Origin of the sequence: Citrobacter sp. Marseille-Q3906 (assembly GCF_916618775.1) — a bacterium.
Classification (GTDB): Bacteria; Pseudomonadota; Gammaproteobacteria; order Enterobacterales; family Enterobacteriaceae; genus Citrobacter; species Citrobacter murliniae.
Genome location: NZ_CAKAKA010000002.1, coordinates 535,027 through 550,095, shown reverse-complemented (window position 1 = coordinate 550,095; position 15,069 = coordinate 535,027). Strand labels below are relative to the sequence as shown.

Here is a 15,069-nt window from a genome sequence, read left to right as displayed (position 1 = left end):
TATCCTTTATTTAATCGACGTTCAGCGCGTCATTGACCAGATCTTGTTGCTGTTTCTGGTGAACGGACATATATCCTACTGCCGGAGAGGCAGAGGCCGGGCGACCTGCATAACGCAGAGCAGACCCAAATGGAATCACTTCACGGAAATGATGCTGGCTGCAGTACCATGCGCCCTGGTTGAGCGGCTCTTCCTGGCACCAGACAAAATCATGCACATGAGCAAAAGGTTTCAGCGCTTCCTGTACCGCTTTATGCGGGAACGGATAGAGCTGTTCGATACGCACAATGGCGACATCTTTCTGGTTGTTCTTGCGGCGCTGCTCCAGCAGGTCGTAATAAACCTTACCAGAACACATCACGACGCGCTTCACGGCTTGCGGATCAAGTTCATCTATCTCGCCGATGGCTGGCAGGAACGTACCATTAGCCAGTTCGTCGAGCGTAGACACTGCCAGCGGATGACGCAGCAATGACTTCGGCGACATCACCACCAGCGGACGACGCATACCGCGCAGCGCCTGACGACGCAGCATGTGGTAAACCTGTGCTGGGGTAGACGGAACGCACACCTGCATGTTTTGCTCAGCGCAAAGTTGCAGATAACGCTCAAGACGTGCGGAAGAGTGCTCTGGTCCCTGCCCTTCGTAGCCGTGTGGCAGCAGCATCACCAAGCCACACATACGACCCCATTTCTGCTCACCAGAGGAGATGAACTGGTCGATAACAACCTGCGCACCGTTGGCAAAGTCACCAAACTGCGCTTCCCAGATAGTCAGCGTGCGCGGCTCTGCTGTGGCATAACCATATTCGAATGCCAGTACCGCTTCTTCAGACAGCACGGAGTCCCAAACGCGGAATGTGCCCTGACCGTTATGCACATGCTGCAGTGGCGTGTAGGTAGAACCGTTTGCCTGGTTGTGAATAACTGCATGGCGGTGGAAGAAGGTACCGCGACCTGAGTCTTCACCAGACAGTCGTACCGGAATGCCCTCGTCAACCAACGTTGCGTAAGCCAGGTTCTCAGCACCACCCCAGTCGAACAGCTTCTCGCCTGCTGCCATCGCCTGACGGTCGCCGTAAATCTTGGCAACGCGCGACTGCATTTCAACCGCTTCTGGTACAGTACTGATGCGTTTTGCCAGTTCCTGCAAACGCTTCATTTCAACCTTGCTCGGGTAGTTTTCATCCCATTCATGGTTGAGGTACGGCGACCAGGTGAAGGAGTGCATATTCATTGGACGCCACTCTTTCACTACGCATTCGCCGGCATCCAGCGCGTCACGATAGAGGTTGACCATTTCGGTGGCGTCTTCCAGCGTTGCGACTTTATCGGCTTCCAGCTTATCAGCGTAGATTTTGCGCGGAGTCGGATGCTTTTTGATTTTCTGATACATCAGCGGCTGGGTCGCACTCGGCTCGTCGGCTTCGTTATGGCCATGACGGCGGTAGCACACCAGATCGATGAAGACATCACGTTTAAAGGTATTACGGAAATCCAGTGCCAGACGGGTCACGAAAGCGACGGCTTCCGGATCATCCGCATTGACGTGGAAAATAGGCGCCTGGACCATCTTACCGATATCAGTGCAATACGGCGTAGAGCGTGCATCCAGTGGGTTAGACGTTGTAAAGCCGACCTGGTTATTGATAACGATGCGAACGGTACCGCCCACTTCGTAACCACGCGCTTTCGACATGTTCAGGGTTTCCTGAACTACGCCCTGTCCGGTCACTGCGGCGTCACCGTGAATGGTGATCGGCAACACTTTATTGCTGCTCGGCTCGTCCAGTCTGTCCAGACGCGCGCGAACGGAACCGATAACCACCGGGCTGACGATTTCCAGATGCGACGGGTTAAACGCCAGCGCCAGGTGAACCAGACCGCCTTCGGTTTCGATATCAGATGAGAAGCCCATGTGGTACTTCACATCACCCGTACCGAGGTGTTCTTTATGTTTGCCTGCAAATTCGTCGAACAGATCCTGTGGTTTTTTACCCAGCACGTTGACCAGCACGTTCAGACGGCCACGGTGCGCCATGCCCAGAACCACTTCGCGCGTGCCGCTGTTACCGGCATGGCGAATCATCTCTTTAAGCATCGGAATTAACGCATCGCCGCCTTCCAGCGAGAAGCGTTTTGCACCCGGGAACTTCGCGCCCAGATAGCGTTCCAGGCCTTCTGCTGCGGTCAGTTCGCTGAGAAAACGTTTCTTCTCTTCGCTGCTGAATGCGGCACGACCAGATTCGATACGCTGCTGAAGCCAGCGTTTTTCTTCGGTACTGGTGATGTGCATATACTCGGCGCCAATAGGGCCGCAGTAGGTTTGTTTCAGCGCCTCAACCAGGTCGCTCAGCTTCATGGTGTCTTTGCCGCCGGCAAAAGAACCTACGTTAAAGCTTTCCTGGAAATCAGCATCGGTCAGATCGTGGAAAGTTGGGTCCAGATCGGCCACATTCTCTTGCTGCCACAGTCCCAGCGGATCGAGATTCGCATGCTGATGACCACGGAAACGATATGCGTTGATGAGCTGCAGGACTTTAACCTGCTTCACATTGGCATCAGGGTCGGAGATAGAAGAAGAATAACGTGGGGTAACCAACGCCTGTCGACGGAAATAATCACGTGTTTTTGAGTGGAGTTGATCCGGTTTGACTCCGGTACCAGGTAACTGCTGGAACGTCGAACGCCAGTTAGCATCTACCGAGTCAGGGTCGGTTAAGAAGTCTTCATAGAGCTGTTCTATCCAGCTCTGGTTTGAACCAGAGAGGTAAGAAGAGTCCAACCAGGCTTTCAAAGCGCTGTTCTGCATCGTGATCCCTTAAGCATCTATATGCTTATTTCGCCGTGGATACTACCACGCACACCGCTGTGCGTGCCGGGGTTCACTTGCGAGCTCTTGTTTAATCTGGCTCGCGAAGGAACCTTTAAAAACTGTCTAATAATCTTCGTCGTTCAGACCGCGCCTTGTATCGCGCCGAACGCCTCGATTATTGCTCTCTAATTCATGGCAGTTTTTAGAGGTTTCCTGCATATATCATGCCTGATGACGCTGTGCTTATCCGGCCTACAGTGACTCACCTGTAGGCCGGATAAGGCATTTATGCCGCCATCCGGCATCTGTTACTTACGCACTACGTTTCAACAGCATCGACTTAATATGGCCGATGGCGCGCGTCGGGTTCAGCCCCTTAGGACATACGCTGACGCAGTTCATGATGCTATGGCAGCGGAATACGCTGAAAGCGTCACTTAAACCTTCGAGGCGGCTGTCGGTTTCGGTATCGCGACTGTCAATCAGGAAGCGATACGCGGCCAGCAGTCCTGCCGGGCCAATAAACTTGTCCGGATTCCACCAGAATGACGGGCAGGACGTTGAGCAGCATGCACACAAAATACATTCATACAGCCCATCGAGCTTCTCACGCTGCTCTGGCATTTGTAAATGCTCACGAGCAGGAGGATTTTTCCCATTATTCAACAAGTAAGGCTTAATCTTCTCATACTGTGCGTAGAATTGTCCCATGTCTACCACCAAATCGCGTACGACCGGTAAACCTGGCAGCGGGCGAATGACAATTTTCTTGCCCGGCTGATTCAGCGCAGAAATAGGAGTGATACACGCCAGCCCATTTTTGCCGTTCATATTCAGACCATCAGAACCGCACACCCCTTCACGGCAGGAGCGACGGAACGACAGCGACGGATCTTTTTCTTTCAGCTGCATCAATGCATCCAGCAGCATCATGTCGCGCCCTTCTTCCGCTTCCAGGGTGTAATCCTGCATACGCGGAGCATCATCGATATCCGGGTTATAGCGATAAATCGAAAACTCGAGTTTCATTGTCCTGTCTCCGCATTAATAAGTACGAATCTTCGGCGGGAATGCCGGGCGCAGTTTCGGTTCCATATTGACCTGACGTCGAGTCATGGATTCCGATTCTGGCAGGTACAGGGAATGGCACAGCCAGTTTTCATCATCACGTTCCGGATAGTCGAAGCGGCTATGCGCGCCGCGGCTTTCGGTACGGAAGTTGGCGGACACCGCCGTGGCGTACGCGGTTTCCATCAGGTTATCCAGCTCCAGACACTCAACGCGCTGGGTGTTGAACTCGCTGGACGTATCATCCAGACGGGCGTTTTTCAGACGCTCGCGAATTGCTTTCAACTCTTCAAGCCCCTTCGCCATCGCATCACCTTCGCGGAAGACCGAGAAGTTATGCTGCATACATTCTTGCAGCGCTTTGCGAATAACTACCGGATCTTCGCCGTCGCGGTTACCGTTCCAGCGGTTCAGACGGGCCAGAGAAGCATCGATCTCTTCTTCGGTGGCATCCAGCAGGTCACCCTGCTCAGTGATAGATTCCTGCAGATGCAGGCCAACCGCACGACCGAATACCACCAGGTCCAGCAGCGAGTTGCCGCCCAGACGGTTAGCACCGTGGACCGATACGCAGGCGATTTCGCCAACCGCAAACAGCCCAGGAATCACCACATCTTCACCCTGCTCATTCACAGTCAGTGCCTGGCCGGTCACTTTGGTCGGAATACCGCCCATCATGTAGTGGCAGGTAGGGATTACCGGAATCGGCTCTTTCACCGGATCAACGTGGGCAAAGGTGCGGGACAGTTCCAGAATGCCCGGCAGACGGGATTCCAGCACTTCTTTACCCAGATGGTCAAGTTTCAGCTTGGCGTGTGGACCCCACGGACCGTCACAGCCACGCCCTTCACGAATTTCGATCATGATGGAACGCGCCACCACGTCACGACCCGCAAGGTCTTTCGCATTCGGGGCATAACGCTCCATAAAGCGTTCGCCATGTTTATTTAACAGATAACCGCCTTCACCGCGGCAACCTTCTGTTACCAGTACACCTGCACCGGCGATACCGGTTGGGTGAAACTGCCACATTTCCATATCCTGCACCGGCACACCGGCACGGATAGCCATACCAACACCATCACCGGTATTGATGTGGGCGTTGGTGGTGGACTGATAAATACGGCCTGCCCCGCCGGTTGCCAGCACGGTAGCGCGGGCTTTGAAGTAGACGACTTCACCGGTTTCGATACACAGTGCGGTACAACCCACCACTGCGCCATCGGCGTTTTTCACCAGATCCAACGCATACCACTCCGAGAAAATGGTGGTGTGGTTTTTCAGGTTCTGCTGATACAAGGTGTGTAACAACGCATGACCGGTACGGTCCGCCGCCGCTGCGGTACGTGCCGCCTGCTCGCCGCCGAAGTTTTTCGACTGACCGCCAAACGGGCGTTGATAGATAGTGCCATCGTCGAGGCGTGAAAACGGCAGCCCCATATGATCCAGCTCCAGAATCGCTTCCGGACCGGTCTTGCACATATATTCAATAGCGTCCTGGTCACCAATGTAATCCGACCCTTTTACGGTGTCGTACATATGCCATTCCCAGTTATCTTCATGGGTATTACCGAGCGCAACGGTGATGCCACCCTGCGCAGAAACGGTATGGGAACGGGTTGGGAACACTTTGGAAAGCAGCGCACAGGTCTGGCCGCTTTGGGAAATTTGCAGCGCCGCGCGCATACCTGCGCCGCCGGCACCAATCACAACAGCATCAAATTCTCTGACTGGCAGTTTCATTACACACCCCACACCACAACAAATCCATAAATGACGTAAACCACCAGCGCAACGACAATTGCCAGTTGCAGAATCAGGCGCACGGCCAGAGGTTTAACGTAGTCGGTCAACACCTGCCACATGCCGATCCAGGCATGAATCAAGATGGAGAAAAGTGCCAGCAGGGTGAAGACTTTGGTGAATGCCGATGAGAAAAAACCGGTCCAGACTTCCCAGGTCAGCTCGCCGCTGGTGGCGAAGAAGCCGACCATATAGATGATGTATAACGTCAGAACGATAGCGGTAGCACGGACCAGAATGAAGTCATGTACGCCGTTGCGTCCTAATGCGGAGGCGTTGCTTACCATACGAGGACTCCTGCGAGAAGTGAAAGCACGACAATGATAACAAAAGAAATTTTGGCGGAACGCGTCCCTGCTTCGAGGGTTTCTTCAAGGTAGCCAAAATCCATCAACAGATGGCGAATGCCCATTACAGCGTGATATGCCAGCGCGACCAGAATTCCCCACATAATTAACTCCACAAAGAAGTTATTCATAATGGATGACGCCGCGAGGAAACCTTCAGGGGAGGAAAGGCTGGTACCCAATAACCACAACAGTATCCCGACCGCCACGAAGGTGATCACTCCAGATACGCGATGGAGAATGGACGCTATCGCCGTGATTGGGAACCGGATCGTTTGCAGATCCAGATTGACAGGTCTTTGTTTTTTCACATTTCTTATCATGAATAACGCCCACATGCTGTTCTTATTATTCCCTTTGGACTTCGGGTACAGAAGATGAAGACACCTGTAGCCTGAAAGACGACGGGATTTCCTTCCTCCGGTCTGCGTGCGGGTCAGACAGCGTCCTTACTATAACTACGCGTCATATAAAACACTGCTTCCAGTTGCTAAAACGACACGTTACAACGCTGGTTGGCTCGGGATTGCAGGGTATTCCGGAGACCTGGCGGCAGTATAGGACGTTCACAAAATCATTACAATTAACCTACATATAGTTTGTCGGGTTTTATCCCGAACAGTGACATAGGTCACGATAACAACATTATTTTAATTTTTAATCATCTGATTTGACAAACATTAAACAAAGTTGTTACAAACGACACCAGAAAAGGCATATAATGCGTAAAAGTTATGGGGTCACTCTTTCACCGGAGATTTAGTTATGCAACAGTGTGGAAGTATTGACCAATACCTTCAGGACAGTTATTAGTGATAGACAGGTTTAATAATTCGGATTGCTAAGTTCTTGATTTGCTGTTTATTCGCCATGAACAGACCGTTTTACCTGCAAGCGCCCATAGCTCTGTACCCAGGTTGTCCCCTCTTCCACAGAGCGGCGAGCCAAATAACAAACTGGTAACGGTTCACCAATGTACGAAGGCAAATGTAAGTTCCGGCAGTCTTAAGCAATAAGGCGCTAAGGAGACCGTAAATGGCTGATACTAAAGCAAAAATCACTCTAAATGGTGACTCTGCTATTGAACTGGATGTGCTGAAAGGTACGCTCGGTCAAGATGTTATTGATATTCGTAGCCTTGGCTCAAAAGGGATGTTTACTTTTGACCCAGGTTTCACCTCTACTGCATCCTGCGAATCCAAAATTACTTTCATCGACGGTGACGAAGGTATTTTGCTGCATCGCGGCTTCCCGATTGACCAGTTGGCGACCGAGTCCAACTATCTGGAAGTGTGTTATATCCTGCTGTACGGCGAAAAACCGACGCAGGAAGAGTACGACGAGTTCAAAACCACGGTCACTCGCCATACCATGATCCATGAGCAGATTACCCGTCTGTTCCACGGTTTCCGCCGCGACTCTCACCCGATGGCCGTCATGTGCGGTGTTACCGGCGCACTGGCCGCGTTCTACCACGACTCGCTGGATGTGAATAATGCGCGTCACCGTGAAATCGCTGCTTTCCGTCTGCTGTCCAAAATGCCTACCATGGCAGCGATGTGCTACAAATACTCCATCGGCCAACCGTTTGTTTATCCGCGTAACGACCTCTCCTACGCCGGTAACTTCCTGCACATGATGTTCTCCACGCCGTGCGAAAAATACGAAGTGAATCCAATCCTGGAACGCGCAATGGACCGTATCCTGATCCTGCACGCCGACCACGAGCAGAACGCTTCTACGTCTACCGTACGTACGGCGGGTTCTTCTGGCGCTAACCCGTTTGCCTGTATCGCAGCAGGTATTGCTTCCCTGTGGGGACCGGCACACGGCGGTGCAAACGAAGCCGCACTGAAGATGCTGGAAGAAATCAGCTCGGTTAAACACATTCCGGAATTTGTTCGCCGCGCGAAAGACAAGAATGATTCTTTCCGTCTGATGGGCTTTGGTCACCGTGTCTATAAAAACTATGACCCACGCGCAACCGTTATGCGTGAAACCTGTCATGAAGTCCTGAAAGAGCTGGGCACCAAAGATGACCTGCTGGAAGTGGCCATGGAGCTTGAGCACATCGCACTGAATGACCCGTACTTCATCGAGAAGAAACTCTACCCGAACGTAGACTTCTACTCCGGTATCATTCTGAAAGCGATGGGTATTCCGTCCTCCATGTTCACCGTGATTTTCGCCATGGCGCGTACCGTTGGCTGGATTGCTCACTGGAACGAAATGCATACTGATGGCATGAAGATCGCCCGTCCTCGTCAGCTGTACACCGGCTACGACAAACGCGATTTTAAGTCTGACATTAAGCGTTAATTCCTGTTGCCGGATGGCGATGCGTCACCATCCGGCATATTCCCTTTTTCTTGACATGCATTGTGTTAATCCTCTCATCCTTTCTCTATGATTTACTGAGACTTGCTTAATTCTACTCAGGAGTATGGGATGCCTGTTTTGCAGTGGAGTGCACTGTTTTTACTGTCACTTCTTCTTTCCCTGCTCTTTCTGTTTATCCATCTTCCGGGGCCATTACTGCTCGGGTCGATGATCGTCGGTATTATTTTCAGTATGCGCGGTATTTCGCTGCATCCCCCTCGCTGCACGTTTCTTGGTGCGCAAGCCATCCTCGGCTGTATGATTGCGCAAAACCTCACTGGCTCCATTTTTACGACGCTGGCAGCGCATTGGCCGGTGGTGATTGTCATTCTGCTGGCAACCCTTATCAGCAGTGCAGCAATAGGCTGGTTGTTAGTACGTTACAGTAAACTTCCCGGTAATACGGGCGCGTGGGGCTCATCTCCAGGCGGAGCGGCGGCGATGGTTGCCATGGCGCAGGATTATGGCGCTGACATTCGTCTGGTGGCATTCATGCAGTATCTGCGGGTTTTACTTGTGGTAGGCGCGGCGGCGCTGGTCACCCGACTGGTGATGGGTGACCTGGCGCAAACGGTCAGCGAGCAAATCATCTGGTTTCCGCCACTGAGTGTTAACCTGTTCAGTACCCTGGCACTGGCCGCCGTTGCCGGAATTGCCGGGCGCGTACTGCGCATCCCCTCTGGCGTCATGCTGCTGCCAATGCTGGTGGGTGCATTGCTGAACGCTGGCGGTGTAATGGTGATTGAACTGCCGGAATGGCTACTGGCCATAGCGTACATGGCCATCGGCTGGCAAATTGGTCTGGGTTTTGACAAGCAAATCTTTTTTATGGCACTACGTCCCTTGCCACAGATCCTGTTGTCTATTTTTTCACTGATGGCGATTTGCGCGGCTATGGCCTGGGGACTGGCGCATTACATGCGGATCGACTTCCTCACCGCTTATCTGGCTACCAGCCCGGGAGGGGTGGACAGTGTCGCGGTGATTGCCGCAGGAAGTCACGCCGATATGGCGCTGATCATGGCGATGCAGACCCTGCGGCTGTTCAGTATTTTATTGACTGGTCCGGCGGTGGCGCGGTTTATTTCACAGCATGCCCCCAGGCAGCCAGCTTAATGCTGACATCCCGGACACCAGTAAAAAGGTCGTGAAGAGAGCATCGTTTTCTCGATAATACCGCCACAACGTTCGCATGCTTCACCGTCCCGATGGAAAACCTTAAAGCGAAACAGCGCGCCGTGATGTTTATTCTCATCAACCAGACCGCGCGTATTGTAAGATAAACGCGGAATATCGAGCAGTGCATGCGCCAGCCTGTCGAGCTGTTCATCGCTGAGTTGCGAGGCTTTATGTTGCCCTGTCAGTTCCACCTGCCAGAGAATTTCTACCCGTAAATAGTTACCCAACCCCGCGAGAAACGCCTGATCCAGGAACAGACCGGAAAACTGCCGATTGCGAAAACGAGGTGAAAGCAGACGCGCTTTCACATCATCAGGCGTTAAGCGCAGATCCAGCACATCAGGTCCAACCCGTTGCAGGAACGGATGGTTGGTTAGCTGTTCAGGCGTAAGGATTTCAATGTCAGAGGCGCTGTAGAGCAGAATAGTTTTATCGAGCGTTTGCAGCCTGACGCGTAATACCCGGTTGGTTTCCGGGATTTTCCCCGTCTCAATCACTCGCCATACGCCATAAAGCTGATTATGGCTATATAACGTCAGACCATTCGAAAAGTGGGTCAGCAATGCCTTACCCCGGGTTTCAATATGGGTAACCCTCTGTCCAGTCAGTCGAGATTGATACGGTTTTAACTGCTCAAAGGCAAACCAGACATCCGTCAGAGGTTTGCCTTTGACTGCCGCCTCCAGGTTATCCGCCGCACGGCGGATCTCCGGGCCTTCAGGCATAATACTGTCCTTTGTTAATGAGTTGCTCCGCCCGTCACTGCGATATCACGATCCACCTGCAAGGCGGTAACAATCGCAATCTCCAGTGCATGACGCACCGTTTCTGCCGCCATACTCGGCGCACCTGGATGCGCCGCCGCTTGTTCCGGCAGATAGGGAATATGAATAAATCCCCCCTTCACTGTCGGCGTGTTACGTAACTTATGCAGCAGCCCATACATCACGTGGTTGCAGACGAAGGTACCCGCAGTCTGAGAAACCGATGCAGGAATACCTGCGCTGCGCATGGCAGCAACCATCGCTTTAATCGGCAACGTGCTAAACCATGCCGCCGGGCCATCCGCTACGATCGGTTCATCAACGGGCTGCTGCCCGTGGTTATCCGCAATACGTGCATCGTCAACATTGATCGCCACGCGCTCAACGGTGATATCTGTACGGCCTCCAGCCTGACCTACCGCCAGTACCAGCGACGGCGACAGCGCGTCAATCGCAGCATTGAGTACGGCAAGAGACTCACCAAATACGCACGGAAGCTGGCGTGCCACAACGCGACATTCACCGATAATAGCATTGTCGAGACCCGAGACCACTTCCCAGGAAGGGTTAACTGATTCGCCGCCAAAAGGTTCAAATCCGGTGATAAGTACCGTTTTCATCCTTCCTCCTTACAGGAACATCAGGAAATACATCAGGAATACGTTGACCAATAGCAACAGCACGCCGGTTGGCACCTGTGCTTTAATCACTGCGTTCTTATCCGGCAGTTCCAGCAATGCCGCCGGCACAATGTTAAAGTTCGCCGCCATCGGTGTCATCAGCGTACCGCAATACCCGGAGAACATGCCGATTGCCGCCATCACCGCAGGGTTACCTCCATGCTGCAACACGAGTATCGGAATACCAATCCCGGCGGTCACAATCGGGAAGGCCGCAAACGCATTACCCATAACCATCGTCAGCAGTGCCATACCGATGGTATACACCGCCACCGCGATAAAGCGGCTATCCACCGCGAGGTATTCCTGAGTCAGATAAGAGATACCACTGCCGACGCCTGCCGCCGTAAACAACAACCCCAGCGTGGCCAGAATCTGTGGCAGGATGAACGCCCAACCAATAGAGTCCAGCAGACGACGAGCTTCCTGAATTGGCTGATGTACCCGTTCATGGGTCATTTTTATCGCCATTGCCAGGCCGATCAACGAGCCAGCTGTCATCGAAAAGAGTGTCACCAGCGTGGCGTGGTTACCCGGCCCAAACAACGCATCCTGTAAGCCCGGAATATGATTAAACATCAACACGCCAATCACGGTAACCACCGGAATGGCCAGCGCCGGGAAAAACAGACGATTGCCCAACCGGGTGGCGCTTTCTTCGCGCTGTTGTTGCGTACGTTGATGATAGCTACCCAGTTTGACGCCGCCGAAACCGGCGATTAGAGCCAGTAACACGACCGCGACACCGACAGCGATATGCACAGTGCGTTTATCGCCAAAAAGTGAATACGTCCAGTCACCCAGCAGAAACAGCAGACCGTACACGCCCCAGAACAGACCGGTGGTTAAACGCCGGGGGTTCGCTTTGTCCTGCCAGGACATGACGGCCACAATCAGTAATACCGCACCCGCCAGCCAGTAGAGATAGCTTTGCTGAAAATTCATTTCGCTTCTCCTTTTGCTGCGGCATTCGCTTTCGCCACTTCGCGTTGCAGGTAGTTATCAAGGCGCCATAAGCGAGCACCGTGGATCAGGAACGCACAAATCGCCGTTGGGATCCCCCACAGGGCAATATGCAACGGCTCCGTCTGGATCCCGCCTGACTCCAGCATAAAGTTGTGCATGAAAATGATCGCGCCAAAGGCAACAAAGATATCTTCACCAAAAAACAGCCCGACGTTATCGGTCGCCGCCGACATTGCACGCAACCGATAGCGCACTGACCCGGGCAATTCACCATGGTTTTTCTCAGCGGCCCCTTCAGCCATAGGAGCCAGCAGCGGGCGAACCATTTGCGGATGGCCACCCAGACTTGTCAGCCCCAGCGCCGCGGTCGCTTCACGAATAAAGAGATAGACAATTAACAGACGACCGCTGGTGGCGCTGCGGATTTTCGCGATCCATGCCTGAGCACGTTCTTTCAGACCGTGGCGCTCCAGCAGACCGATAACCGCCAGAGGGATCAGCAGGATAAACGGCAGGTTGCGGGTGTTGAGAAAACCTTCTCCCAACTTTTCGAGGATCGTGGCGATCGGCATATGCGCCGCCAGCCCCGTGACGATCCCGGCAATGATAACCACCAATACCGGGTTAAAACGTAAAAGAAATCCGACCACAATGACAGCAATCCCCGTCAATGGCCAGAGAGAAATGACCTCTCCCATAATATATTCCCGTCTATGTTGTTGTGTAATATGTTATTGTTTTGTATGTAAAAAATTATGCGCTAATTTGAATCTTCTCTGCTTCGAACGCGGTACGTAAGCGGCGGGCAAAAGCGAGTGCGTGCTCACCATCACCATGAATACATACCGTCTGCGCAGTCACGCTCGCCCATTCTCCGGTCTGGCTTTTCACTCTGCCGGACTGCACCATTTCTAAGGTTTGAGCCAGTGCCTGTTCTTCATTTTCAATCAGCGCGCCCGGCTGGCTACGGGGAACCAGACTGCCATCTGCCTGATAGCCTCGATCGGCAAAAACCTCCTGGCGTGTCACCAGGCCATAATGTTCCCCGGCCCGAATCAGCTCGCTCCCCGCAAGTCCCACCAGCACAAGTGATGGATCGCAGGCATGAACCGCTCTGGCAATCGCGTCAGCCAGTTGTGGGTCTTTCGCCGCCTGGTTATAGAGCATCCCGTGTGGTTTGACGTGGCGCATGACGCCGCCTTCAGCCCGAGTGATGGCAGCCAGCGCGCCGATTTGATACAGCGTCTGCGCATATACCGTTTCAGTGGGCAAAGTCATGGCACTACGACCAAAGTTTTCCCGATCCAGGAAACCTGGATGAGCCCCCACCGCCACCCCATTTTTTAGCGCTTCACGCACGCTTAAAAGCATGGTTTGCGCGTCCCCGGCATGGAATCCACAGGCAATGTTGGCTGATGACACCAGTTGCAACAGCGCGGCGTCATTTGCGCAGCCTTCGCCGAGGTCTGCATTCAGATCAATTTTCATCGTTAAGTCGCCATGTTAACTGTTCCAGATAACGTTGCTGATCGGCACGCGCCTTCAGCGCCTCCTCCAGCGAACACTGAACAAAATGAATCGGCTGGCCGAGAGGGATTTGCGCCAGATGGTACATATCCGCCTCGATGATACAGGCAATTCGTGGATAGCCACCCGTCGTCTGAGCATCGTTCATCAACACAATCGGCTGACCATTGTGCGGTACCTGAACCACGCCGGGGAGCAGACCGTGCGACAACAGCTCACGATCGGTGGTACGTGTAAGTGGCTGACCCTGCAATCGATACCCCATCCGGTTACTCTGTGGGCTGAGCTGCCACGGAGATCGCCAGAATGATGCCTGTGATGCATCATCAAATTCGTGATATTCAGGTCCGGGTAACGCGCGAATACGGTTGCCCCACAAAAGCTGTTTGACCCCCTGCGGCCCGCTGAACTGTCGCGTTGAAACACCAATCGCCAGCCGATCGCCATCGCGTAACAGACGCCCTTCCAGCCCACCGATACCTACTTTCAGATCGGTACTGCATGAGCCCATCACCTCGGGAACATCAATGCCACCCGCCACCGCCAGATAACTGCGCATCCCGCGATGCGGGCGTTTTAGCATCAGGCGTTGCCCGGCTTTAACCGGCAGTCGCCATCCGCTCCACACAGGGGTACGGTCTAAATGCGCTTCACACCCCGCGCCGGTTAATGCAAACCAGCCATCCGCCTCAAATTCCACCACCAACTGACCGAGCGTCACTTCAAGTGCTGCGGCATTTGCGTCATTACCCACCAGCAGGTTGGCTACGTTCAGCGCCGGTTTGTCCAGCGCCCCACAGTGGCTTATTCCTGATTGCCGAAAACCGTAGCGGCCACCGTCCTGCACGGAGGTATACATGCCCGCACGAATGATTTTTAACATACCCCCTCCTTCTGCGGGACAAATCGCACGGTATCCCCTGGCCGTAACAGGATCGGCTCATCCCGCTGCGGATCGAACAACTTAACCGAGGTATGCCCTATCAGTTGCCATCCTCCAGGTGTTGATAGTGGGTAGATACCGGTTTGTGAGCCACCGATGCCAACTGAACCTGCCGGAACAAGCAGGCGCGGTTCAGCACGTCTTGGTGTATGCAGTTGCTCCGGTAAGCTCCCGAGATAGGGGAATCCCGGCTGAAAGCCGATAAACCAGACTACATAGTCAACTGACGCATGCAGTTCGACAACCTGCTTCTGGCTTAATCCACTGTGCTGCGCAACTTCTGCCAGATCCGGTCCGCACGTACCGCCATAAGTAACCGGTATTTCAATAAAGCGCGAATCCGGTTCCAGCGCTTCACTCTCTTCCCACCAGCGCTGCAGACGTTCAATTGCATCCAGCGCCAGCGTTTGTGGGTTGCGCAGAGTCACCGTGATGTTGTTCATTCCAGGAATGACTTCCAGCACATTCGGAGCATCTACCAGACGCTGGGCCAGGCCCCAAATACGTTTCTGACTCGCCAGCGTAATCGGTGGTTCCAGTTCCAGAACCACCGCAGTTTCACCTAACAGATAACAACGCGCTCGCTGCACTTTCGCCC

14 protein-coding genes and 1 pseudogene are annotated in these 15,069 nt (G+C 53.4%); 3 read left to right on the top strand and 12 right to left on the bottom strand.

What is annotated here, in order from left to right; genetic code table 11:
* Window positions 1–10: 10 nt before the first annotated feature.
* The 5 genes from sucA to sdhC form a co-directional block, all read right to left on the bottom strand.
* The gene (gene sucA / locus LG384_RS06860) at window positions 11–2,812 is read right to left on the bottom strand and encodes a 2-oxoglutarate dehydrogenase E1 component (RefSeq protein WP_045441097.1); all 2,802 of its coding nucleotides are present in this window, start codon (window positions 2,810–2,812) and stop codon (window positions 11–13) included.
* A gap of 315 nt (window positions 2,813–3,127) precedes the next feature.
* Window positions 3,128–3,844, bottom strand: a complete 717-nt coding sequence (gene sdhB / locus LG384_RS06855; RefSeq protein ID WP_045441096.1) for a succinate dehydrogenase iron-sulfur subunit SdhB — start codon at window positions 3,842–3,844, stop codon at window positions 3,128–3,130.
* Window positions 3,845–3,859: 15 nt separating this feature from the next.
* Window positions 3,860–5,626, bottom strand: coding sequence for a succinate dehydrogenase flavoprotein subunit (gene sdhA, locus LG384_RS06850; protein WP_045441095.1), 1,767 nt, complete (start codon window positions 5,624–5,626; stop codon window positions 3,860–3,862).
* A complete protein-coding gene (sdhD, locus tag LG384_RS06845; RefSeq protein WP_045441094.1) occupies window positions 5,626–5,973 on the bottom strand; it encodes a succinate dehydrogenase membrane anchor subunit in 348 nt (115 codons plus the stop codon). The genes sdhA and sdhD overlap by 1 nt, the downstream gene beginning before the upstream one ends.
* A complete protein-coding gene (gene sdhC / locus LG384_RS06840; RefSeq protein WP_045441093.1) occupies window positions 5,967–6,371 on the bottom strand; it encodes a succinate dehydrogenase cytochrome b556 subunit in 405 nt (134 codons plus the stop codon). Before sdhC ends, sdhD begins: the two co-directional genes overlap by 7 nt.
* A 383-nt stretch (window positions 6,372–6,754) precedes the next feature.
* On the opposite strand from sdhC, the pseudogene LG384_RS06835 reads away from it, so the two are divergent.
* The 3 genes and pseudogenes from LG384_RS06835 (at window position 6,755) to LG384_RS06825 (ending at window position 9,528) form a co-directional block, all read left to right on the top strand.
* Window positions 6,755–6,862 (top strand): annotated as a pseudogene (locus LG384_RS06835) (hypothetical protein).
* Window positions 6,863–7,068: 206 nt separating this feature from the next.
* Window positions 7,069–8,352 (top strand): citrate synthase, encoded by a 1,284-nt coding sequence (locus tag LG384_RS06830; protein WP_045441092.1) that lies wholly within the window; start codon window positions 7,069–7,071, stop codon window positions 8,350–8,352.
* A gap of 129 nt (window positions 8,353–8,481) precedes the next feature.
* Window positions 8,482–9,528 (top strand): AbrB family transcriptional regulator, encoded by a 1,047-nt coding sequence (locus tag LG384_RS06825; RefSeq protein ID WP_048221839.1) that lies wholly within the window; start codon window positions 8,482–8,484, stop codon window positions 9,526–9,528.
* Here the strand turns inward: LG384_RS06825 and nei are convergent.
* From nei to pxpB, 7 genes are read right to left on the bottom strand one after another with little or no spacing between them, the layout of a single operon-like run.
* The gene (gene nei / locus LG384_RS06820; RefSeq protein WP_045441090.1) at window positions 9,525–10,316 is read right to left on the bottom strand and encodes an endonuclease VIII; all 792 of its coding nucleotides are present in this window, start codon (window positions 10,314–10,316) and stop codon (window positions 9,525–9,527) included. The two genes, LG384_RS06825 and nei, sit on opposite strands and share 4 nt — an antisense overlap.
* 14 nt (window positions 10,317–10,330) lie before the next feature.
* The gene (gene pcp / locus LG384_RS06815) at window positions 10,331–10,975 is read right to left on the bottom strand and encodes a pyroglutamyl-peptidase I (protein WP_048221840.1); all 645 of its coding nucleotides are present in this window, start codon (window positions 10,973–10,975) and stop codon (window positions 10,331–10,333) included.
* A gap of 9 nt (window positions 10,976–10,984) precedes the next feature.
* Complete coding sequence (locus LG384_RS06810; RefSeq protein WP_200010599.1) at window positions 10,985–11,980, bottom strand: DUF979 domain-containing protein; 996 nt, start codon at window positions 11,978–11,980, stop codon at window positions 10,985–10,987.
* Window positions 11,977–12,699 carry a DUF969 domain-containing protein gene (locus LG384_RS06805; RefSeq protein WP_045441087.1) on the bottom strand — a complete coding sequence of 241 codons (723 nt, stop codon included), beginning with the start codon at window positions 12,697–12,699 and terminating at the stop codon, window positions 11,977–11,979. The genes LG384_RS06810 and LG384_RS06805 overlap by 4 nt, the downstream gene beginning before the upstream one ends.
* A 55-nt stretch (window positions 12,700–12,754) precedes the next feature.
* Window positions 12,755–13,489, bottom strand: coding sequence for a 5-oxoprolinase subunit PxpA (pxpA, locus tag LG384_RS06800; protein ID WP_048221842.1), 735 nt, complete (start codon window positions 13,487–13,489; stop codon window positions 12,755–12,757).
* Window positions 13,479–14,411 carry a 5-oxoprolinase subunit PxpC gene (gene pxpC / locus LG384_RS06795; RefSeq protein ID WP_045441085.1) on the bottom strand — a complete coding sequence of 311 codons (933 nt, stop codon included), beginning with the start codon at window positions 14,409–14,411 and terminating at the stop codon, window positions 13,479–13,481. The genes pxpA and pxpC overlap by 11 nt, the downstream gene beginning before the upstream one ends.
* On the bottom strand, window positions 14,405–15,061 hold the full coding sequence (pxpB, locus tag LG384_RS06790; protein ID WP_045441084.1) for a 5-oxoprolinase subunit PxpB: 657 nt from the start codon (window positions 15,059–15,061) through the stop codon (window positions 14,405–14,407). Before pxpB ends, pxpC begins: the two co-directional genes overlap by 7 nt.
* Window positions 15,062–15,069: the final 8 nt, after the last annotated feature.

What these genes read in the sequence shown, in the direction of transcription:
- pxpA (WP_048221842.1), bottom strand. Translation starts at nt 13,489, where the DNA reads ATGAAAATTGATCTGAATGCAGACCTCGGCGAAGGCTGCGCAAATGAC.
- sdhC (WP_045441093.1), bottom strand. Translation starts at nt 6,371, where the DNA reads ATGTGGGCGTTATTCATGATAAGAAATGTGAAAAAACAAAGACCTGTC.
- sdhA (WP_045441095.1), bottom strand. Translation starts at nt 5,626, where the DNA reads ATGAAACTGCCAGTCAGAGAATTTGATGCTGTTGTGATTGGTGCCGGC.
- sdhB (WP_045441096.1), bottom strand. Translation starts at nt 3,844, where the DNA reads ATGAAACTCGAGTTTTCGATTTATCGCTATAACCCGGATATCGATGAT.
- pcp (WP_048221840.1), bottom strand. Translation starts at nt 10,975, where the DNA reads ATGAAAACGGTACTTATCACCGGATTTGAACCTTTTGGCGGCGAATCA.
- sucA (WP_045441097.1), bottom strand. Translation starts at nt 2,812, where the DNA reads ATGCAGAACAGCGCTTTGAAAGCCTGGTTGGACTCTTCTTACCTCTCT.
- nei (WP_045441090.1), bottom strand. Translation starts at nt 10,316, where the DNA reads ATGCCTGAAGGCCCGGAGATCCGCCGTGCGGCGGATAACCTGGAGGCG.
- LG384_RS06825 (WP_048221839.1), top strand. Translation starts at nt 8,482, where the DNA reads ATGCCTGTTTTGCAGTGGAGTGCACTGTTTTTACTGTCACTTCTTCTT.
- LG384_RS06830 (WP_045441092.1), top strand. Translation starts at nt 7,069, where the DNA reads ATGGCTGATACTAAAGCAAAAATCACTCTAAATGGTGACTCTGCTATT.
- pxpC (WP_045441085.1), bottom strand. Translation starts at nt 14,411, where the DNA reads ATGTTAAAAATCATTCGTGCGGGCATGTATACCTCCGTGCAGGACGGT.
- LG384_RS06805 (WP_045441087.1), bottom strand. Translation starts at nt 12,699, where the DNA reads ATGGGAGAGGTCATTTCTCTCTGGCCATTGACGGGGATTGCTGTCATT.
- sdhD (WP_045441094.1), bottom strand. Translation starts at nt 5,973, where the DNA reads ATGGTAAGCAACGCCTCCGCATTAGGACGCAACGGCGTACATGACTTC.
- LG384_RS06810 (WP_200010599.1), bottom strand. Translation starts at nt 11,980, where the DNA reads ATGAATTTTCAGCAAAGCTATCTCTACTGGCTGGCGGGTGCGGTATTA.